Source organism: Pseudazoarcus sp. NS20 (genome assembly GCF_059703745.1).
In genome coordinates this window covers 392,834-412,920 of the sequence record NZ_BAAKIY010000001.1, presented here as the reverse complement: position 1 = coordinate 412,920, position 20,087 = coordinate 392,834, and the positions used below count along the sequence as shown (strand labels likewise).

The following is a 20,087-nucleotide window of genomic DNA, read 5'->3' as shown; positions in this document are numbered from 1 at the left end:
CCCGCCCAGTGCGGGCCCGTGATGGGCCACCCCCAATGAGCAATAAACGCTCCCAGCCTCGAAAATGCCAAAGCGATACGCGCGGCAGGGCTGGAAAGATGCCCCGGCATTGCGGGAGCGGAGCACTCGGGAGCTCCGGCCATCTCTTGAGTGGCACATCTGTGTGACTGAGCCACGCGCCGTCCGATCCTTCTTCAAATGTGAGTGCTTGTCACAAGCCCCCTTTGAGGTGTCGTCGGCCGGCCTTGCGAGGTGACAAGCCGACGCGAGTGCATGCATTGCAAACAGGCGCGTCGATCCGCAGCGTGCTCAGCTCATAAAGCCTCTCGATGTGCAGGCCGGCACGTATTCAAGGTTTTCGGGTTTGTGCTGGACAAGGCGCATCGGTCAGTGCGCCGTGAAATCGGCGGTCAGCGCATGGAAAAAGCGCGGTTTCGCTCCCGGGGCGGGCGACAGTTCATGAAAGGAATGGCGCTGGCCGCGCCCTGAGTGCGGGGGGCTGCAGCACGAGCGGAGAAGGGCTTGTTACGTGAAGGACAAATGAAAATCCAGGTGTGCCGGAGAGCGCTGGCAAACGCCTTGTGCATTTCGTACGCGCTTTAGGTTGGACATAAAAATGTAATGGAAAATATTACAAAGTGCCTCCTTGGGCCGCCGGATTGCTTGTCTAAGATTCAGACATGGTTTTTGCCAAAGAATATGTCTGGAGAATTGAATGCCGCAGGTACTTCTGATCGACGATGACCTCGAAGCCATCGAATGGATGAGCGAGTTCATCACCGGGCTGGGGTACACCGTAAGCACAGCCACTTCGCTTCGTTCTGCGCGCATCCAGCTCACCCGTTCGCGGCCCGAACTGGTGCTCACCGACTTGATGCTGCCCGATGGGCTGGGCATCGAGTTACTGAGTGAGTTCGAAGGCCCCAGTGCCCCGGAGTTGGTCGTCGTCACCGGCTACGCCACGGTCGAGAGCGCTATCGACGCCCTGCGCCAAGGGGCTACCGACTACCTCGTGAAGCCAGTGGACGTCGAGCGTCTGCGTGGCATCCTGCAACGTGTGCCCAAAGCCGAGCACCTCCGTGAGGAGATTGGCGAACTGCGCAACGAGTTGCTGCGGCTGGGTCGCTTCGGCCATGTGCTGGGCAACTCGCCGGCGATGCGCCGCGTGTACGACCAGATCGCCCGCGTCGCACCCACCTCGGCCTCGGTGCTGCTGGTCGGCGAGAGCGGCACCGGCAAGGAGGTTGCGGCGCAGACCATTCACGAGTTGAGCCGGCGCCGCCGCCAGTCCTTTCTGCCGCTCAATTGCGGGGCGGTGTCGCCGCAACTGGTCGAGAGCGAGCTGTTCGGGCACGAAAAGGGCAGCTTCACAGGCGCCGACCGTCAGCACCAGGGCTTCTTCGAACGAGCCAACCGCGGCACGCTGTTTCTCGATGAAGTCACCGAGATGCGCCCCGATCTGCAGGTCAAGCTGTTGCGCGTGCTCGAAACCAAGAGCTTCATGCGCGTGGGCACGAACGACCCGATCGCCACCGATGTTCGGCTGATTGCCGCCACCAACCGTTCGCCCGAGCGTGCCGTCACCGAAGGGCGCATGCGCGAGGATCTGTACCACCGCCTCAATGTCTTCCCGGTGCACCTGCCGCCGCTGCGCGAACGCGGCACCGACATCGAACTGCTGGCAGAGCACTTTCTGGAGCAGCTCAACGAGCAGGAAGGCACGTCCAAGCGCTTCACGCCCGAGGCCATTGCGTCGCTGTATGCGCACACCTGGCCGGGCAACGTGCGCGAGTTGAAAAACTACGTGCATCGCGCCTTCATTCTCGCGGACGAGGTCATCGAAGCCGACCTTGCACCGGAAACCTTCCTCAAGGCGGCGCACAGCCCAGTGCTGACCATCCGCATCGGCACGCCACTGGAAGAGGTCAATCGTCGCGTGCTGGAGGCGACTTTGCAGGAATGCGGCAACGTCAAGCGCAAGGCGGCCGAGATGCTCGGCATCAGCCTGAAGACGCTTTACAACCGCTTGGCGGTGTACAACACGCAAAAGGAGCCGGACGACGCCGAGGCGTACGCCATGCATGAAGAGGCAGGGGCGGGTGGCCGTGGCATGTAAGGCTTACCGCCACTGCGCAAGGTTTGCATGCACGGCGACCGACGTGCAGCGGCAGAGCAGCGGGCACGACGCTTGCAGCCAGATGTGGGCTGCCGGTGAAGTATTCCGCTCATGCCGACCGTGGCACGCAGGTGCCGAGCAATTCAACGATGGAGATCAACACCATGAGTACGAGTGCCGCAAAGCGTATTGCCGAAGCCGCCGACGAGGGGGCCGCCAGACTGGAGCATCTCTCTGCCAGCGCCCGCGACGCCGCGGAGCGTGCCCGACGTGGCGCCTCCTCGGCCCTGCGCGAGACCGGAGCCCGCGGCCAGAAGCTGGGCAAACAGATCAACGAGCACCAGCAGCAGTGGACAGAAGAGGTGCGGGACTGCATTCGCGATCATCCGATTGCCTCGGTGGCCATCGCGGTCGGGGCTGGCGTGTTGCTGAGCCGCTTTTTTTCACGCTGAGGACGCCCGAGTCCACAGGTGATGCGAACCTTGATGCCGAGGGTCGGCGTTGATCCTCGGCGTGCCACCTGCTTCGCCCGCCCACCGCGTCAATCTGTGGCCATCGCGTTTGCGCTGTGGTGCAACGGCTGCCAGTGCCGTGGTCGCCTTGCTGGCGCTCGCCGCGGTGGCTGGTTGGCTGGCCGGCATTCCGGCCTTGGCCACCCTCGGCACCAATTCGCGGCCGATCATGCCCACTGGCGTGGTCGTGTTGTTGGCGGCCGCGGCATCGTTGCGCATGCTCGAGGGGCCGCAGGCCTACCGCCTGCGTTGGCCGGTACGCGGGTGTGTCTTGCTGATACTGCTCGTGGCGGTGCCGGGCATCGCACTCGAAGAGGGGTGGGTTTCAGCCCACAGTCTCGAGTTGGTGCAGCGCTTGCAATGGCTGGATTGGCCTCCCACGTCGATCGGCGCGGCTTCTTGCTACGTGCTGATGGCGGTGTCGATCTTGCTGGCCACCCTGCCGGGCAAACGGGCCTGGGAATGGGCGCAGTACCTGGCGGCCATGTTGGGGGGTGTGGCACTGGTGGCGCTGGTCGGCATGACCTTCCGGCTGTTGCGTCTGGACCTCGCCGTGCCATCCTTGGGCATGGCGCTGCCGGTGGCTTTTGGGCTGCTGGCCACCAGCTTCGGTCTGATGCTGACGCGGCCGTCCTCCCGTCTGTTGCAGGTGCTGGAGCACGATTCCCCCGGGGCGATGATTGTGCGGCGGCTCGTGCCGCTGGCTATCTGCTTGCCGTTGCTCGCGGCCTGGGTGCAGCTCTCAGGGGTGCGGGCGGGCTGGTTCGAAAGTGTTGAGAGCGCCGGTGCGCTCACGGTGGTGGGGATTGCCGCGAGTGTTGTCCTCATCCTGTGGACCTCGGGCCGGCTCGACGAAATGAACCACCGGCGCTCCCTGGCTGAACGCAGCGAAGCGACCCAGCGCCAATGGCTGGAAGCCACGTTGTCGAGCATCGGCGATGCGGTGATCACCCTCAACGACGAGGGGCGGGTCAGCTTGCTCAATCCCGCGGCCGAAGAACTGCTGCAGCGTGATGCGAAAGATGCGGTCGGGCATGACCTGAGCGAAATATTGACGTTGGTGGATGAGGGGAGCGGCGCTCCCCTCGGTTCCCAATGGCATAAGGCCCTGGAAGAGGGATTGGCCCAGGAGCTGGATGGAGAACCCGCTTTGCGCCGTCGCGACGGCAGCCTGCGCGCCGTCGAGGTGGCCTCGATGCCGATTCGCGGCCGAGAGCGGCTTGCCGGCGGGGTGTTGGTGCTGCGCGATGCAAGCGTGGCTCGGGCTCGGTGGCACGCAGAGCGCGAAGCCTTTGCAGCTCTGGATAAACGCGTCGCCGAGCGCACGCGGACGCTTAATCAGACGCTTACCGTGCTGCGCGAGAGTACCGAGTTGCTCGGCACCATCGCCGCGACCACGCCGGAACTGATCATGGCCAAGAACCGTGATGGCCGCATCATCATGGTCAACTCGGCGGCCCTGGCCTTGATGGGCTTGAGTCGTGACCGCGTGATCGGCTGTCGCGAGGACGAAGTGCTGGGCGATACGCCGGAAACCCGCCAGTCCGTGGCGAATGACCGCCGCGTTCTGGAAAACGGTCAGCCGGCCACCGCCGAGGAAAGACGCACCGTGGGAGGCGTGACGCGTACCTATCTGGTCACCAAGTCGCCGCTGCGAGAGGAGAACGGCAACATCTTCGGCGTGGTCGGGGTGGCCACCGACATCACCGATCGCAAGCGTGCCCAGGTCAAGCTGGAGCAGTTGTTGGTGGTCGAGCATCGCCTGCGCGGTGAGGCCGAGCGCGCCAACCGCGCGAAGGACGAGTTTCTCGCCATCGTCTCGCATGAATTGCGCTCCCCGCTCAATGCGCTCAAGGGCTGGAGTCAGTTGTTGGCCGGCGCCAGCGAGCCGGAGCCGATGCTGGTGAGCAGTGCCGCGGCGGCCATCAAGCGCAACGTCGATCATCAGACGCGCCTCATCGATGATTTGCTCGATACCTCGCGCATCATCAGCGGCAAGCTTGAGCTCAACCGCTATCGTCTCAATCTGGCCGAGGTGGTGGCGGGTGCCATCGATGTGTCGCGCGACCTCGCCAGGGTCAAGAACATTGCGCTGCAGTTCGATTACCCCGAGTCCGCCATGCCGGTGGATGGCGACTTTGATCGCCTGCAGCAAGTGGTCAGCAACCTGCTTTCGAACGCCATCAAATTCACCCCCGAGCATGGCGTTGTCGAGCTCAGGTTGTCCTCCAACGGTGACCAGATTGCGCTCAGCGTCACGGACACCGGGGTCGGCATCGAGCCCGACTTCCTGCCGCACGTCTTCGACCGCTTCAGTCAGGCCGACACCTCGATGACGCGAAACTATCTCGGGCTGGGGATCGGCTTGGCGCTGGTGCGCAATCTGGTCGAGTTGCACGGCGGCAGCGTGAGCGCCAGCAGCAGTGGCGCGCATCAAGGGTCGAGCTTCCACGTGCTTCTTCCACAGGCGACCGGGGACGTGGCGGCGCGCCCTGCGAACGAGCTGGAGCGCCCGGCCGGCCGGCCGCTGGAGGGCGTTACCGTGTTGCTGGCGGATGATGAGCAGAACGCCCGCGAGGTGATCCGGCTGATGCTGCTTCACGCGGGCGCGCTGGTGCTGGAGTTCGAAACCGGTAAATCGCTGATGGAGTGGTGGGAGGGCGATACGCCCGACCCCGTGCCTTCCGTATTGCTCTTGGACATCGCGATGCCAGGTCGCAGTGGTTTCGAGGTGCTGCGTCAGCTGCGCAGGTCGAACCGGCGCAAGGGCATTCCGGCGGTGGCCTGCACGGCCTTCACGCACCTTGCTGAAGAGCGCTTTCTGTCCGCCGGCTTTGAGGCCCGTCTGGGCAAGCCCGTGGAGGAAGGTCGCTTGGTGGATGTGCTGCTTGATGTGCTCGGGCTGCATCGTCAGAGCGCCGCCTCGCCGCCGCTCCCACCAGCTCCCGGCTCGCGCCGCTGATCCTCCAGGCAGCGGGAAGAACTGCACGTGTCTGTAAAGCCTGCCCCTCGTCAAATCGCCTCCCTCTGCCCGGCCGGTAAGGTTGGGTATGTGGATTGCGGGCAGGCCGCTGAGGGGCCAGGCCTTCCGCGCGGCACGCCCGGAGCAGTGATCAGACGAGATCATGAGGAGCACATCGTGAGAACGAGCTATCCACATTTCTCTCCCTGTCGCGAGGAGATCGAGCCGATACACGAAATCAGCGCCTTCAGAAGCATGGGTGGAGACCCCGGCTATGGTCTGCCCCCGAGCGCTGGCTCGGCGAGGGCAGTGAAGCTTTCAGCCACGCCGGCTCATCCGGGCACCATGGTGCCCGGATGAGCGCGATACGTCCGCCCGCCATCGCGCGGTAGGCTTTGGCGCTCGACGTCAATCGTCACGGCTTCCGTCTCGACGTCGAAGCCGAGCGCTTGAAGAATGCGCCGGGTTCCACAAGGATCATTGGCCGTCGATGAGCAGTGGAGTGTGGGCGAACGAAATGCATGTTTATCGGCAACCGGGCCGGTTCTGACCCGTTCCGCCTTGCTGGCGTGACGGCGGCGGAAAATTTGTTTCATCTCGTGGGCGCCCGTCAAGGGCGCCCTTTTAAGTCGTACATTGCGAGCGCGATCAACGTGCTGAGGTGATGCCATGGATTTCCTGATGCGCGAACTTTCGGGTGGTTTCAGCGACGGATACGATGTGGCCCGCGCCACGCTGCGGCTGCTGTTCGCCATCGCCTGTGGCGCATTGATCGGTTATGAGCGCGAGCGCATGGGCAAGGCGGCCGGCTTGCGCACACACATCATCGTGGCGGCCGGCTCCGGTCTCGCAGTCATCGCTGCGCTCGAAGCAGATATCGGCCCCGACGGGGTCTCGCGGGTCATTCAAGGTCTGGTGACGGGTATCGGCTTTCTGGGGGCCGGCGCCATCCTCAAGCGTCAATCCGAGAGCGATATCAGCGGGCTGACGACCGCAGCCGGCATCTGGATGACTTCGATCACCGGCATTGCGGCCGGCCTGGGCCATTTCGGCACGGCACTGCTGGCCAGCGTATTGACGTGGTGCGTACTGTCGCTGCTGCACCGCATGGCGCCGCAAGGCGCGCCCCTGGCGGACAAAGCGTTCGCCGACGACGAGGAGGAGAGCTCCATGAACAAACCCATGAGTGAAAAGCCGCCAGTTACCGACCTGGATCGCAAGAAGCGCCAAGAGCAGCACGAAGAGGATCTGCTGGACGAAGCGATGGAAGAGAGCTTCCCCGCCAGCGACCCCCCGGCGGTTTCGCCCCAACGCAAGCCCCCGCGCGTGCCTGAAGGGGGCGACAAGCCGGTCTGAGCTTCCTGTTCAGCCCGCTCGGGTGGCGGGCGACGCGAAGGCGCATGCCATCCTCCCGGAGTCTGGATGCCGCATGAAATTTGGAGCGTGTGGAGCCTGGGCGCCGAGACCTTGAGCGCGAGCTTCCGAGCGGAGTGGGTACAGGCCGGCAGGCCCGGAAAGGAGGGCTGGAGCGGGTGATGGGAATCGAACCCACGTATGCAGCTTGGGAAGCTGCCGTTCTACCATTGAACTACACCCGCAACAGGGCGCGATTCTACGTCACCGCTTGGGCGCCGCCAAATTGTTCATCGCTGTACCGGCTCGGTGACGGTGCCCGAGGTGCTGGCCGGGCGTTGTGGCGCGTGGCGGAGGTTTGGATTTGCCAATCCGGCGCGTGGTAGAATTGTCGCTTTCTCAAGCACCTGCACATCTATTGCCATGGCTGAAGTCATCATCAACGGCGAGCCCGAAGAACACCGCGACGGTCTGACCGTGCTCGCGCTGCTCGAGCAGCGCGCGTTGGCAGGCAAGCGTGTTGCAGTCGAGCGCAACGGTGAGATCGTCCCGAAAGGGCGTCACGCCGAAACCGTGCTGAACGTGGGCGACCGCCTCGAGATCGTCGTCGCCGTCGGCGGCGGTTGAGCACTGCGGGCCCCTGCGTTTCCGAATTTCCTTCAAGGTTTCCTCCAGAATGAACGACTCCCTCGTCATCGCCGGCAAGTCCTATGGCTCGCGCCTGCTCGTCGGCACCGGTAAATACAAGGATTTCGCCGAGACGCGCGAAGCCATCGACGCCAGCGGCTCCGAAATCGTCACCGTCGCGATCCGTCGCACCAACATCGGCCAGAACCCCGGCGAGCCCAACCTGCTCGAGGTGCTGCCGCCCGAGAAATTCACCATCCTGCCGAACACCGCTGGCTGCTATACCGCCGACGACGCGGTGCGCACGCTGCGCCTGGCGCGCGAGTTGCTCGACGGCCATGCGCTGGTGAAGCTCGAAGTGCTGGGCGACCCCACCACGCTGTTCCCGAACATGCCGGAAACCCTGAAAGCCGCCGAAGTGCTGGTGAAAGATGGTTTCGACGTGATGGTGTATTGCTCGGACGACCCCATTCAGGCGCGCATGCTCGAAGACATCGGCTGCGCCGCCATCATGCCGCTGGCTTCGCTGATCGGCTCGGGCATGGGCATCCTCAACCCGTGGAACCTGCGTCTGATCATCGACCAGAGCAAGGTGCCGGTGATCGTCGACGCCGGTGTCGGCACCGCGTCGGATGCGGCGATTGCGATGGAACTGGGTTGCGACGGCGTGTTGATGAACACCGCCATCGCGCTGGCCAAGCAGCCGGTGACCATGGCACGTGCCATGAAGCTCGGCATCGAGGCCGGTCGTCTGGCGTATCTGTCGGGCCGCATGCCGCGCAAGCTGTATTCGGCCGACCCGAGCTCGCCGACCAGCGGCCTGATCGGCTCCTGAGCCGGTCGCCGCGCACGTAACAGCGACGGGCCCGCGTGGGCCCGTTTTTGCATTCACCGCCCGGACTTCCCGATGAACGAAACGCCCAAACGCGCGCCGCTGCCCGAAGACCCGGAAGCGCGCTTTTCCAGCCGCAGCATCCGCAGCTTCGTGCTGCGTCAGGGCCGCATGACGGTGGCGCAGCAGCGCGCGCTGGACGACATGCTGCCCAAGGTCGGCATGCCCTATCGCATCGCCGAGACCGATCTCGATGCGGTGTTCGGGCGTGCCGCGCCGAAGATCGTCGAAATCGGCTTCGGCATGGGCGAAACCACCGCCCACATCGCCGGCGCCCACCCCGAGAATGACTACCTCGCGATGGAGGTGCACGGCCCCGGCGTTGGCAACCTGTGCAAGCTCATCGCCGAAAACGGCCTCGACAATCTGCGCGTATGCCAGCACGATGCGGTGGAGGTGCTGCGCGACATGATCCGCCCCGGCTCGCTGGCCGGCGTGCATGTGTATTTTCCCGACCCGTGGCACAAGAAGCGCCACCACAAGCGGCGCATCATCCAGCCCGAGTTCGTGGCCTTGATCGCCTCGCGGCTGGCGCCGGGCGGCTACCTGCACTGCGCCACCGACTGGCAGGAATACGCCGAGTGGATGCTCGAAGTGCTGTCGGGCGAGCCTTTGCTCGCCAACACCGCGGAGGGCTATGCCGAGCGGCCTGAATGGCGCCCGGTGACGAAGTTCGAGAATCGTGGCCTGAAGCTCGGCCACGGAGTGTGGGATTTGCTGTTTCGGCGTCGCTGACGCCGCACGCGAGGGGTCGACAAGGTGATCAAGGCCGTATTCCGCTTCATCGGCGGTGTGTTCCGCTTCTTCTTTCGAGCCATCGACGGCCTGCGTCGCGTGTTGCTCAACCTGATCCTCATCGTTGTGCTGGTGGCCATCGGTATTGCCTGGTGGTCGCCTTCGCCGGGTATCGAAGACGGCTCGGTGCTGGTGTTGCGGCCGGCCGGCGCGCTGGTCGAACAGACGCGCGTGGGCTCACCGCTCGATCTGATCGGCCCCGGCAGCGATACCCCGGCGCAGACCGCGCTGCGCGACCTGCTCGCCGCCGTGCGCGCGGCACGCGAGGATGAGCGCATTGCCGCGCTGGTCATCGAAACCGATGATCTCGATGGTGGCGGCGTGGCGCGCCTGTCCGAGCTGCGTGCCGAGATCCAGGCCTTCCGCGATGCCGGCAAGCCGGTGCTGGCGCGCGGCGAGCGCTTCACCGAAGGCCAGTACTATCTCGCCAGCGTGGCCGAAGAGGTGCACCTGTCGCCCGACGGCTTCCTGCTGCTGCGCGGTCTGGCGAGCTATTCGAGCTATTTTGGCAAGGCGCTGGAATCGCTCGGCATCAAGATCCACCTGTTCCGCGTCGGCGAATACAAATCCTTCGGCGAGCCCTTCATCCGCAACTACATGTCGGACGAGAGCCGCGAAAACACGCGTGACCTGCTCAACGGCGTATGGGGTGCGCTCGGCAACGACATCCTGGCCAGCCGCAAGCTCGGCCCGGCCGCTCTGACTGGCTGGGTGCGTCATTTCAATGACCATCTGCGCACGGCCGGCGGCAGCCCCGCGCGTGCCGCGCTGGATGCCGGCCTGGTCGACCGTCTCAGCACGGCCGACGAATGGCGCGCCACGCTGACCGAGCGCTTCGGGCTGGTGGAGCGGCGTTTCGGTGGCCGTGCGGTGAGCGTGTCGCGCTACCTCGCCACGCAGCCGCAAAGCGAAGCGTCCGACCGCGTGGCGGTGCTGGTGGCGCAGGGCGCCATCATGGACGGCGCCGGCACGCCCGGTACTGTGGGCGGCGACACCTTCGCCCGCCTGATCCGCGAAACCCGTGACGACCCCTCGGTGCGCGCCATCGTGGTGCGCATCGACAGCCCCGGCGGCAGCGCCTGGGCCTCCGAGCAGGTGCGCCGCGAGCTTGAAATCACGCGCCGTGCCGGCAAGCCGGTGATCGCCTCGATGAGCTCCACAGCCGCGTCCGGCGGCTACTGGATCGCCACCGGAGCCGACGAAATCCACGCCCATCCGCTCACGCTCACCGGCTCCATCGGCATCTTCGCGCTATACCCCGAGTTCTCCGCACCGCTCGAGCGTCTGGGCGTGAGCGTCGATGGCGTCGCCACCGGGCCGCTGGCCGGCGTGCCTGATCCGCGCCGTCCGCTCTCGCCGCAGGCGGAGGACGTGATGCAGCAATCGCTCGAATTCGGCTACCGCCGCTTCCTGCAGACGGTTTCAGAAGGGCGCGGCATGTCTGTTAAGGACGTGGATGCTGTGGCTGGCGGCCGCGTGTGGCTGGGCGAGGCCGCGCAGAAGCTGGGGTTGGTCGATGAGCTGGGTGGCCTGCACGGCGCGGTGGCTGCCGCTGCGCGCCGCGCCGGGCTGGAAGACTATGCGGTGGTGTGGCCGGAGCCGGCTGCTTCGCCGCGCGAGCGACTGATGCGCAGCGTCAGCGAATTCGTTTCGGCCGAGACGCAGCCTGCGCCCAGCGGTGGTTTCGGGGGGCTCTTCGCGTCGTTGCAGCGCGAGGCACAGGCCCTGCTGACGTGGAATGATCCGCGCCACATCTACGTGCATTGCCTGTGCGAGGGGCCGTAAGGCCGTAGCCGAATTGCGAGCGCAGCGCGCAGATCAGGCGCTGCGCTCGTGCCGGCCTACAGAAAGATTTCCAGCAACTCGTTGAGAAAGCGCTGCCCGCGCAAGGTGGGTCGCAGCATTTGCGCGTCGTCTTCCAGCAGGCCGAGCCGGCGTGCTTCGGCCAGTTGCGGCTCGATGCTGGCCAGCGCGAGGCCGGTGCGTGCCTCGAAGGATTCCGCCGTCACCCCGCCGGTCAGGCGCAGCGCATTCATCATGAACTCGAAGGGCAACTCCGCGCGCGACACGGCGCGCGTGTCCTGCACGAAACGGCCCGATGCGGCCGCTTCGAGGTAGCGCTGCGGGTGCTTGTGGCGCATTTCGCGCACGATGCCTTCCGCGGTTGAAAGCTTGCCGTGCGCGCCGGCACCGATGCCGAGGTAGTCGGCAAACGTCCAGTAGGCGAGGTTGTGGCGGCTACGCGCGCCGGGGCGGGCGAAGGCCGAGGTTTCGTAGTTTTCGAAGCCGGCGTGCGCCAGCCGCGCTTCGATGGCCTCCTGCATGTCGGCCGCCGTGTCGTCGTCGGGCAGCTTCGGGGGCTGCTGGAAGAACGGTGTGTTGGGCTCGAGCGTCAGGTGGTAGCACGACAGATGCTCAGTGCCGAAAGACAGCGCTGTTTCCAGATCGGCCAGTGCGGCTTCGAGCGTCTGGCTGGGAAGTGCGTACATCAGGTCGAGATTCACCCGCTCGAAGTGCTCCAGCGCAATGCCGATGGCGCGCTGCGCCTCGCTGCTGTCATGAATGCGGTCCAGCGATGCAAGCTGGGCATTGTCGAAACTCTGGATGCCGATCGACAGGCGGTTGGCGCCGGCGGCGCGAAAGCCGCGAAAGCGTTCCATCTCGAAGGTGCCGGGGTTGGCCTCGAGCGTGATTTCGGCGTCGGATGCCAGCGCGGTGTGCTGCGCGATGGCGTCGATGACGCGGCCCAGGCTGTGCGGCGTCATCAGGCTGGGCGTGCCGCCGCCGAAGAACACGGTGTGGATCGTGCGTCCTGCAACGCCGCTTGCGGCATTGGCAAGATCGGCAATCAGCGCGTCGATGTAGGCCTGCTCCAGCGCGACCGGGTCGGCGCCGTCGTGCAGCGTGTGCGAGTTGAAGTCGCAGTACGGGCATTTGCGCACGCACCACGGGTAATGCACGTAGAGCGACAACGGCGGCGGGGTGGCCGGGCCCGGTGCGTCGGTGACGAGCGGGCGGGGGGGGGGCTGCACCGCCAGGCGATGCACGGGGTGTGTCACGTGCCGTAGCGCTCCAGCCGGTCGAGCAGGTGGCGCATGGCCGCGCCACGATGGCTCAGCAGGTTCTTGAGCTTGGGTTCGAGCTCCGCGGCGGTTTGCTCGAGCTCGGGCACGTAGAACAGCGGGTCGTAACCGAAGCCGGCCGCGCCGCGTGCGGCCTCGAGGATGACGCCGTGCCATTCGCCGTCGGCAATCAGCGGCTGCGGGTCGTCGGCGTGACGTACCAGCACGATGGCCGAGTAGAAGTGTGCGCGCCGATCTTCGACGCCGGCCAGGCGTTCGAGCAGCAGCGCGTTGTTGCGCTCGTCCGACTTGGGCTCGCCGGCAAAGCGCGCCGACAGCACGCCGGGTGCGCCGCCCAGTGCCGCCACGCACAGGCCGGAATCGTCGGCAATCGCCGGCAGCCCGGAGTGCGCCGCAGCGTGGCGCGCCTTGGTGAGCGCGTTTTCGACGAAGGTGGCGTAGGGCTCTTCGGCTTCGGGGATGCCGAGCGAGCCCTGCGAGATCACTTCGATGCCCAGCGGTGCGAGCAGCGCATCGAGTTCCGCCGCTTTCTTGGCGTTGTTGCTGGCGAGAACGAGGCGCTCGATCACGGCGGCTTACTCCTGTGCGAGGGCGATCTTCTGCGCTTCGACCAGCTCGGCAATGCCGCCCTCGGCCAGCGCCAGCAGGGCGTCGAGCTCGGCGCGCGAGAACGGCGCGCCTTCGGCCGTGCCCTGCACTTCGATCATGCCGCCCGAGCCGGTCATCACCACGTTCATGTCGGTGTCGCAGTCGGAGTCTTCGACGTAGTCGAGGTCGAGCACCGGCTGACCGTTCACGATGCCCACCGAAATGGCGGCCACCATGTCGCGCAGCGGGCTCTTCGCCAGCAGGCCGGAGGCCACCAGCCCGTTGAGGGCGTCGCACACCGCCACGCAGGCGCCGGTGACCGAGGCCGTGCGCGTGCCGCCGTCGGCCTGCAACACGTCGCAGTCAATGATGATCTGGCGCTCGCCGAGCGCCTCGAGGTCGACCACCGCGCGCAGGCTGCGGCCGATCAAGCGCTGGATTTCCTGCGTGCGCCCGCTTTGCTTGCCGCGCGCGGCTTCACGCCCGCTGCGCGTATGGGTGGAACGCGGCAGCATGCCGTATTCCGCGGTCAGCCAGCCCTGGCCCTTGCCGCGCAAAAAGCCCGGCACGGATTCTTCGACGCTGGCCGTGCACAGCACGCGCGTGTCGCCGAATTCGACGAGTACCGAGCCTTCGGCGTGACGGGTGAAATGGCGGGTGATGCGCACCGGACGGAGCTGGTCCGGGCGTCGCTGGTCGTGTCGCATGGGGATTTCCTGAGCGTGTTCGCAAGAGCGCCGGCGGAGCGTGCTGCCCGCAGCGGCGTGACCGCCATGGTAAAGGAGAACGCGCCCTACTTGAACTTGCGGATGGTCGAGTTGATCTCGCTGATGGCGCGTTCGATGTCGTCGTCGCTGAACTCGGTGTCGCTGGCGGTCAGCGTGCTGGTGTCGAAGCTGTCCATGTGCGTGGTGAAGTGGTCTGGTGCCAGCATCTCGGTTTCGATGGCCTCGTTGGCACCCGCCCCGCCGCCATGCCAGCGCGCAGCGACGATGGAAAGGTTGTCGCATACCGGGCCGGCAAGTTGCTCGGCGCGGTCGAGCAGGGCCGGCACACGTTGCATGACGTCACCGTCGGCCAGGCCGTCGACCATGCCTTGATCGCCGAGCGGGCCCCAGACACCGTCCGAGCACAGCGCGATGACGTCCTCTTCCCACAGCGTGAGCCTTGGCGCGAGCTCGACCTGCGGCGTGTGGTCACCGCCCAGACAGCTGTAGATGCGGTTGCGCTCGGGGTGGCGGGTGGCCTCCTCGGGCGTGATCAGCCCCTGGTCGAGCAGCATCTGCACGCGCGAATGATCGCGTGTCTGCTCGATGATCTGTCCGCCGCGCAGCACGTACAGTCGTGAATCGCCGGCGTGTGCCCACCAGGCCGAGCCCTGCTGCACCACGCAAGCCACGATGGTGGTGCGCGGCGCCTCGGGCAGGTACTTGTCGAAAGCGTAGTCGAGAATCGCGCTGTGGGCGTTGTCGATGGCGCTGCGCAGGAAGCGCGTCGGATCGTCCAGGCGCGGACGTGCCTCGCGCTGGAAGGCAGCGACGATGATCTCGGTGGCGATCTGCGCCGCGATCTCGCCGTGCAGGTGTCCGCCCATGCCGTCGGCCACCAGCATCAGCAGCGCCTCGCGTGAATACGAATAGGCGATGCGGTCCTGGTTGTTCTTGCGCTGACCTACGCGGCTGTCCTGGAAGATGGTGAACTTCACGACCGAGCCCTCAGCCGCGCTGGATGAAGGATTTCAGCCGGCTGCCGGCGTCGGCGAAAAGGCCCGGCGGCAGCGCGTCGCCCTCTTCACGGCGCATCACGGCCTTCTGCAGCGAATAGGCGCTTTGCGGCCGCTTCAGCGGGTCGAGTTGCAGGCACCAGTCGATGGTTTCGAGCAGCTCGGGCGAGTAGCCCGCAGGGCGTCGTTCGGCCAGCGGCATCATGGTTTCGATCTGCACGCGTTCGTCGGCGCGTGGCGGGGCGGTGCCGATCACGCAGGCGTACATGCTGGCGCCTACACTGTAGAGATCGCTCCACGGACCCAGTCCGGCGCGGTCGGTGTATTGCTCGGGCGAGGCGAAGCCCGGCGTGTACATCGGTTTGAGCATGGGCTGCTCGGAAGCCAGCGTCTGACGCGCCGCGCCGAAGTCGAGCAGCACCGGCGTGCCGTTGGTGCGCAGATAGATGTTCGAAGGCTTGATGTCGAGGTGCAGCATCTTGTGCGAATGCACTTCGCGCAGGCCGTTGAGGGTACGGCTGAACACCGCGCGGATGAAGCGCTCCGGCACTTTGCCGCGGTGTTTCTGGATATACTCGTTGAGGGTGCGGCCCTTCTCGAATTCCATCACCATGTACACCGTGCCGTTGGTGCGGAAGAAGTTCAGCACGCGGATCACGTTGGGGTGCATCAGCTTGGCGAGCGAGCGGCCTTCTTCGAAGAAGCACTTCATGCCGTAGCGGAAGGCCGCCTGATGCGACGCCGCAATGAGGGGCGCGGTTTCGCCTTCCTTGCGCAGCGCCAGCGAATTGGGCAGGTATTCCTTGATGGCCACCGGCGTGTTGGCGGCATCGCGCGCCAGATACACGATGGAAAAACCGCCGTGCGAGAGCTGACGCTCGATGCGGTAATGGTCGATCTGGAATCCGGCAGGAAGAGCGGCGTTCGCTAGGGTCGACATGTGTCGGGGTTGTCCGCGGCGTCAGTTCTGGGCCCGGTGGGCGCGTCGTCGGGGGAGTGTAATGGATCGCACCGACTTTCCGGAGAAATGACCAATGATTTGTAGCATGACAGGCTTTGCCGTCCAGCAATCCGAAGTGGGCCGTGCGAGTCTGCATCTTGAGTTGCGCAGCGTGAACTCGCGTTTTCTCGATCTCGTGTTCCGTGTGGGCGACGAGTTGAGGCTGTTCGAGCCGCTGTTGCGCGAGACGATGTCTGCCCGCCTGTCGCGTGGCAAGGTCGAATGTCGCTTCAGTTTGCAGGTGGACGGCGGCGGTGTCCCGCATCTCGCGCTGAATTCCGCACTGCTTGAACAACTTCGTCACGCCGAAGCTGCCGTGCGCACCCGCATGCCCGAAGCCGCCGGCCTTTCCGTGGCCGAGGTGCTGCGTTGGCCGGGCATGCTGGCCGAAGACCGTGTCGAGCCCGAGAGCCTGCGCCCGCAAGTGGCCGAGTTGCTCACCAAGGCCTTGGACGACTTCATCGCCAGCCGCGCACGCGAGGGCGAGAAGCTCGCCGGCATGATCCGCGAGCGGGTCGATGGCCTGCGTGCGCTGGTGGCGCGCGCCCAGCCGCGCATTCCCGAAGTGGTGGCCGATTATCAGGCGCGTCTGACGGCGCGCCTACGCGATGCGGTGGCGGCGCTGGATGAGGATCGCATTCGTCAGGAAGTCGCGGTGTTCGCGCAGCGCGTGGATGTGGATGAAGAACTCAATCGTCTCGTGGCCCACCTCGACGAGGTCGAGCGCATCCTCGATACCGGCGGTCAGGCCGGCAAGCGGCTCGACTTCCTGATGCAGGAACTCAACCGCGAGGCCAACACGCTGGCGTCCAAATCCGCGGCCGGCGACATCAGCAGCATCGCGATGGAAATGAAAGTGCTGATCGAGCAGATGCGCGAGCAGGTCCAGAACATCGAATGAGGCCGGGAGACAGCGCATGGCAGGCACACTGATCATCATCACGGCCCCTTCGGGCGCGGGCAAGACGACGCTGGTCGGCGGTTTGTTGACGCGCGACTCGCAGGTACGGCTGTCCGTCTCCTACACCACTCGCGCGCCGCGCGAGGGCGAAGAGAACGGTCGCCATTACCACTTCGTCGATATCGACACCTTCCGAAGCCTGCGCGATCGCGGCGAGTTTCTGGAATGGGCCGAAGTGCACGGCAATTATTACGGCACCTCGAAGGTCTGGATTCGCGAGCAGATCGAAGCCGACAGCGATATCCTGCTGGAGATCGACTGGCAGGGCGCGCAGCAGGTGCGCAAGAGCTTTCCCGAGGCGGTGGGGGTGTTCGTGCTGCCGCCATCGTTCGAGGTGCTGGAGCAGCGTCTGCGCGGGCGTGGTACTGACAGCGATGACGTGATTTCGCGCCGTTTGCTGGGCGCTCGCGGCGAGATGCGCCATGTGGGGGAGTTTGACTACGTTATACTGAATGACGTGCTGGAGGACGCCATCGGCGACCTCGTGGCAATCGTCCGCGCCTCGCGGCTGCGTTATTCGCGGCAGCGTGCGCGGCATTCGCATTACCTTGAATTTCTTGAGCAGGATTGAGCCATGGCCCGCATTACCGTTGAAGATTGTCTTAAGCTGATTCCGAACCGCTTCCAGCTCACGCTGGCTGCCACGTACCGTGCGCGCCAGCTCACGGTGGGCGCCACGCCGATGATCGAGGCCGAGAAGTACGGCAAGGAAAAGCCCACGGTTGTCGCGCTGCGCGAAATCGCGGACGGCAAGGTCGGGCTTGAGGTGCTGAACCGCGGCCAGGCCTGAACTGCCGGGGAGGGCGTTTGAAGAAAGGGCGTGCACTGACGGCTTGTAGAGTGCGCTTCCGGAGCGAACTGCCGGAGGCGTGTGCATGCCCGGCGCCGGTGTCGGAGGGCTAGCCAGCATGGCGATTGCGACCGACACCAACTCCCCACCCAAAGAGCCCTTCAGCCCGCCAACTTCGAGCGTGCTGTCGCTCGACTTCGGTCGCCTCAAGGCCAAGCTCGAGGTCTATCTCAAGCCTGAGGACATCGGTCTCATCGAGACCGCCTACCACTTCTCGGCCGACGCCCATCACGGGCAATTCCGCAGCAGTGGCGACCCGTATATCTCGCACCCGGTTGCCGTTGCCGACATCATTGCCGACTGGCGCCTCGACTCGCAGGCGCTGATCGCCGCGCTCCTCCATGACGTCATGGAGGACACCCACATTTCCAAGCAGGAGATCTCCGAGCGTTTCGGCAAGGTCTCCGCCGAGTTGGTGGACGGGCTTTCCAAGCTCGACAAGGTCGAATTCCGCTCGCGCAAGGAAGCGCAGGCCGAAAATTTCCGCAAGATGCTGCTGGCCATGGCCAACGACTTGCGGGTGATCCTGATCAAGCTGGCCGACCGCCTGCACAACATGCGCACGCTCGATCACGTGCGCCCCGACAAGCGTCGCCGCATCGCCACCGAAACGCTCGACATCTACGCGCCCATCGCCAACCGCCTGGGCCTCAACACGCTTTACCGCGAGTTGCAGGAGTTGTCGTTCGAGCACAAGTACCCGCTGCGTTTCGCCGTGCTGTCGCGCGCCGTCAAGGCCGCCCGCGGCAACCGTCGCGAGGTGGTGGGCAAGGTGCTCAAGGCGCTTGAAGAGCGCCTGCCGCAGTGGGGCATCGCCGCCGACATCTTCGGCCGCGAAAAGAACCTGTTCTCGATCTACCGCAAGATGGTCGAGAAGAGCCTGTCGTTCTCGCAGGTGCTCGACATCTACGGCTTCCGCGTCATCGTGCCCGACGTGCCGACGTGCTACGTCGCCATCGGCGCGCTGCATTCGCTCTACAAGCCGGTGCCGGGCAAGTTCAAGGATTACATCGCCATTCCCAAGGCGAACGGCTACCAGTCGCTGCACACCACGCTGATCGGCCCCTTCGGCACGCCGATCGAGATTCAGGTGCGCACGGCCGAGATGCACCACATCGCCGACGCCGGCGTGGCCTCGCACTGGCTGTACAAGGACGACGAGAAGACCCTCACCGAGCTCGAGCAGCGCACCCACAACTGGGTGCAGTCGCTGCTCGAACTGCAGCACACCTCCGCCGAGGCCACGGAGTTCCTCGAGCACGTCAAGATCGACCTGTTCCCCAGCGAGGTCTATGTATTCACGCCGCAGGGCAAGATCCTGTCGATGCCGCGCGGCTCCACGCCGGTCGATTTTGCCTATGCGGTGCACACCGACATCGGCAACCGCTGCGTGGCCTGCCGCATCAACGCCGACCTGATGCCGCTGCGCACCGAGCTGCGCAACGGCGATCAGGTCGAGATCATTACCGCCGCCCACGCCAACCCCAACCCGGCGTGGCTGTCGTATGTGCGCACCGGCAAGGCGCGTGCGCAGATTCGCCACTTCCTCAAGAACGCGCAGAACGAAGAGTCCGTGTCGCTGGGCGAGCGTCTGCTCAATCAGGCGCTGCGCCCGCATGGTCTGGCGCTGGGGCAGATCAGCACCTTCGCGTGGGACCGCTTCCTGAAAGATCGCGGCGTGAAGAGCAAGAAAGAGGTGTTCTCCGAGATCGGTCTGGGCAAGCGCCTGCCGGTGATCGTGGCGCGCCGTCTGGTGCAGGCGCAGGAGCAGGAATCCGGTCGGCCGGACGTCATCAAGCCCAAGTCCATGTCGCCGATCCACATCAGCGGCAGCGAGGGCCTTGCTGTGCAGTTCGGCAGCTGCTGCCAGCCGATCCCGGGAGACCCCATCATCGGCGTCATCCGCAAAGGCAAGGGCCTGGAAGTGCACCGCCACGACTGCACGGCCGTGGCCAAGGTGCGCGGCGATCGCGGGCGCTGGGTGGATGTCGAGTGGGAGCCCGCGCACGAGCGCGCCTTCGAGGTCACACTCAAGGTCATCACGCGCGAAGGGCGTGGCGTGCTGGCGCGCGTTGCCAGCGCCATCGCGGAAGAGAACTGCAACATCCAGAACGTCACCATGGACAACGAGCAGGGCGTGTACATCGCCCTCAACCTCACCATCCAGGTGCACGACCGCATGCAGCTTGCCTCTGTGATGCGTTCGGTGCGCCGCGTGCCGGAAGTGATGCGCATCGGGCGCATCCGCAGCGACGGCAGCTTTGGTCGCAGCATGTAGTAGGTTTTCGCAGACGACCTACTAGGGGTAGTGTGTAAAAGCACTTGACCTACTACCCGCCACCCACCAGAATCCAATCCAGCTTCACGGTTGCCCGCGTTTCACGACCGGGCATGAAAAGGGAATCCGGTTCAATTCCGGAACTGCCCCCGCAACTGTAACCGGCGAGTCTGTCGCCTCCCCATGCCACTGGGCCCTGCATTTCGGTGCACCCCGGGAAGGCCGGCGACAGATCAGGACCCGGAAGTCAGGAGACCTGCCGTGCTGCCAATTTCCTTTAACGCAATCGGGGCGGGGTGCCCCTGGCGAGAGGCATGGTTTCCACCATTTCACTTGTCTTTCCGTTT

The 20,087-nt window shown here is 65.3% G+C and carries 18 protein-coding genes, 1 tRNA gene and 1 riboswitch; of the genes, 12 read left to right on the top strand and 7 right to left on the bottom strand.

The features are described from left to right. Positions 1 to 715: 715 nt before the first annotated feature. The 3 genes from AC6H0W_RS02015 (at position 716) to AC6H0W_RS02005 (ending at position 5,590) form a co-directional block, all read left to right on the top strand. The gene (locus tag AC6H0W_RS02015; protein ID WP_497575439.1) at positions 716 to 2,116 is read left to right on the top strand and encodes a sigma-54-dependent transcriptional regulator; all 1,401 of its coding nucleotides are present in this window, start codon (positions 716 to 718) and stop codon (positions 2,114 to 2,116) included. A gap of 164 nt (positions 2,117 to 2,280) precedes the next feature. Next, a complete protein-coding gene (locus tag AC6H0W_RS02010) occupies positions 2,281 to 2,568 on the top strand; it encodes a hypothetical protein (protein ID WP_497575438.1) in 288 nt (95 codons plus the stop codon). A 61-nt stretch (positions 2,569 to 2,629) separates the two neighbouring features. After that, positions 2,630 to 5,590, top strand: a complete 2,961-nt coding sequence (locus AC6H0W_RS02005; protein ID WP_497575437.1) for a hybrid sensor histidine kinase/response regulator — start codon at positions 2,630 to 2,632, stop codon at positions 5,588 to 5,590. Between the two features lie 332 nt (positions 5,591 to 5,922). Here the strand turns inward: AC6H0W_RS02005 and AC6H0W_RS02000 are convergent, their stop codons facing one another. Beyond that, a complete protein-coding gene (locus AC6H0W_RS02000) occupies positions 5,923 to 6,186 on the bottom strand; it encodes a hypothetical protein (RefSeq protein WP_497575436.1) in 264 nt (87 codons plus the stop codon). Between the two features lie 73 nt (positions 6,187 to 6,259). Between AC6H0W_RS02000 and AC6H0W_RS01995 the strand changes: the two genes are divergently transcribed. After that, positions 6,260 to 6,946, top strand: a complete 687-nt coding sequence (locus AC6H0W_RS01995) for an MgtC/SapB family protein (protein WP_497575435.1) — start codon at positions 6,260 to 6,262, stop codon at positions 6,944 to 6,946. 168 nt (positions 6,947 to 7,114) lie between these two features. Here the strand turns inward: AC6H0W_RS01995 and AC6H0W_RS01990 are convergent. After that, positions 7,115 to 7,188, bottom strand: a tRNA-Gly gene (locus tag AC6H0W_RS01990). Between the two features lie 178 nt (positions 7,189 to 7,366). Between AC6H0W_RS01990 and thiS the strand changes: the two genes are divergently transcribed. The 4 genes from thiS (at position 7,367) to sppA (ending at position 11,042) form a co-directional block, all read left to right on the top strand. Next, positions 7,367 to 7,570 carry a sulfur carrier protein ThiS gene (gene thiS, locus AC6H0W_RS01985; RefSeq protein ID WP_497575434.1) on the top strand — a complete coding sequence of 68 codons (204 nt, stop codon included), beginning with the start codon at positions 7,367 to 7,369 and terminating at the stop codon, positions 7,568 to 7,570. Between the two features lie 49 nt (positions 7,571 to 7,619). Further along, a complete protein-coding gene (locus AC6H0W_RS01980) occupies positions 7,620 to 8,405 on the top strand; it encodes a thiazole synthase (protein WP_497575433.1) in 786 nt (261 codons plus the stop codon). Positions 8,406 to 8,477: 72 nt separating this feature from the next. Next, positions 8,478 to 9,197 (top strand): tRNA (guanosine(46)-N7)-methyltransferase TrmB, encoded by a 720-nt coding sequence (trmB, locus tag AC6H0W_RS01975; RefSeq protein ID WP_497575432.1) that lies wholly within the window; start codon positions 8,478 to 8,480, stop codon positions 9,195 to 9,197. Between the two features lie 24 nt (positions 9,198 to 9,221). Beyond that, on the top strand, positions 9,222 to 11,042 hold the full coding sequence (gene sppA / locus AC6H0W_RS01970; protein WP_497575431.1) for a signal peptide peptidase SppA: 1,821 nt from the start codon (positions 9,222 to 9,224) through the stop codon (positions 11,040 to 11,042). A gap of 56 nt (positions 11,043 to 11,098) precedes the next feature. Here sppA and hemW read toward each other — a convergent pair whose 3' ends face one another. The 5 genes from hemW to AC6H0W_RS01945 form a co-directional block, all read right to left on the bottom strand. Beyond that, the gene (gene hemW, locus AC6H0W_RS01965) at positions 11,099 to 12,316 is read right to left on the bottom strand and encodes a radical SAM family heme chaperone HemW (protein WP_497575430.1); all 1,218 of its coding nucleotides are present in this window, start codon (positions 12,314 to 12,316) and stop codon (positions 11,099 to 11,101) included. After that, on the bottom strand, positions 12,313 to 12,909 hold the full coding sequence (rdgB, locus tag AC6H0W_RS01960) for an RdgB/HAM1 family non-canonical purine NTP pyrophosphatase (protein WP_497575429.1): 597 nt from the start codon (positions 12,907 to 12,909) through the stop codon (positions 12,313 to 12,315). Before rdgB ends, hemW begins: the two co-directional genes overlap by 4 nt. A 6-nt stretch (positions 12,910 to 12,915) precedes the next feature. Beyond that, positions 12,916 to 13,635 carry a ribonuclease PH gene (gene rph, locus AC6H0W_RS01955; protein ID WP_497575428.1) on the bottom strand — a complete coding sequence of 240 codons (720 nt, stop codon included), beginning with the start codon at positions 13,633 to 13,635 and terminating at the stop codon, positions 12,916 to 12,918. Positions 13,636 to 13,721: 86 nt separating this feature from the next. Continuing rightward, positions 13,722 to 14,633 (bottom strand): PP2C family protein-serine/threonine phosphatase, encoded by a 912-nt coding sequence (locus AC6H0W_RS01950; RefSeq protein WP_497575427.1) that lies wholly within the window; start codon positions 14,631 to 14,633, stop codon positions 13,722 to 13,724. Between the two features lie 10 nt (positions 14,634 to 14,643). Continuing rightward, on the bottom strand, positions 14,644 to 15,591 hold the full coding sequence (locus AC6H0W_RS01945) for a serine/threonine protein kinase (protein WP_497575426.1): 948 nt from the start codon (positions 15,589 to 15,591) through the stop codon (positions 14,644 to 14,646). Between the two features lie 94 nt (positions 15,592 to 15,685). Here AC6H0W_RS01945 and AC6H0W_RS01940 point away from each other — a divergent pair, with 94 nt between their 5' ends. The 4 genes from AC6H0W_RS01940 to AC6H0W_RS01925 all read left to right on the top strand — a co-directional run bounded on the left by AC6H0W_RS01940 (position 15,686) and on the right by AC6H0W_RS01925 (position 19,740). Then, positions 15,686 to 16,552 (top strand): YicC/YloC family endoribonuclease, encoded by an 867-nt coding sequence (locus AC6H0W_RS01940; protein ID WP_497575425.1) that lies wholly within the window; start codon positions 15,686 to 15,688, stop codon positions 16,550 to 16,552. Positions 16,553 to 16,568: 16 nt separating this feature from the next. After that, the gene (gene gmk, locus AC6H0W_RS01935) at positions 16,569 to 17,183 is read left to right on the top strand and encodes a guanylate kinase (protein ID WP_497575424.1); all 615 of its coding nucleotides are present in this window, start codon (positions 16,569 to 16,571) and stop codon (positions 17,181 to 17,183) included. Positions 17,184 to 17,186: 3 nt separating this feature from the next. Beyond that, positions 17,187 to 17,402, top strand: coding sequence for a DNA-directed RNA polymerase subunit omega (gene rpoZ, locus AC6H0W_RS01930; RefSeq protein ID WP_497575423.1), 216 nt, complete (start codon positions 17,187 to 17,189; stop codon positions 17,400 to 17,402). A 118-nt stretch (positions 17,403 to 17,520) separates the two neighbouring features. Further along, entirely contained in the window at positions 17,521 to 19,740 is a 2,220-nt protein-coding gene (locus AC6H0W_RS01925; RefSeq protein WP_497575422.1) for a RelA/SpoT family protein, read from the top strand. Between the two features lie 70 nt (positions 19,741 to 19,810). After that, positions 19,811 to 20,018: riboswitch (cobalamin riboswitch) on the top strand. Positions 20,019 to 20,087 lie beyond the last annotated feature (69 nt).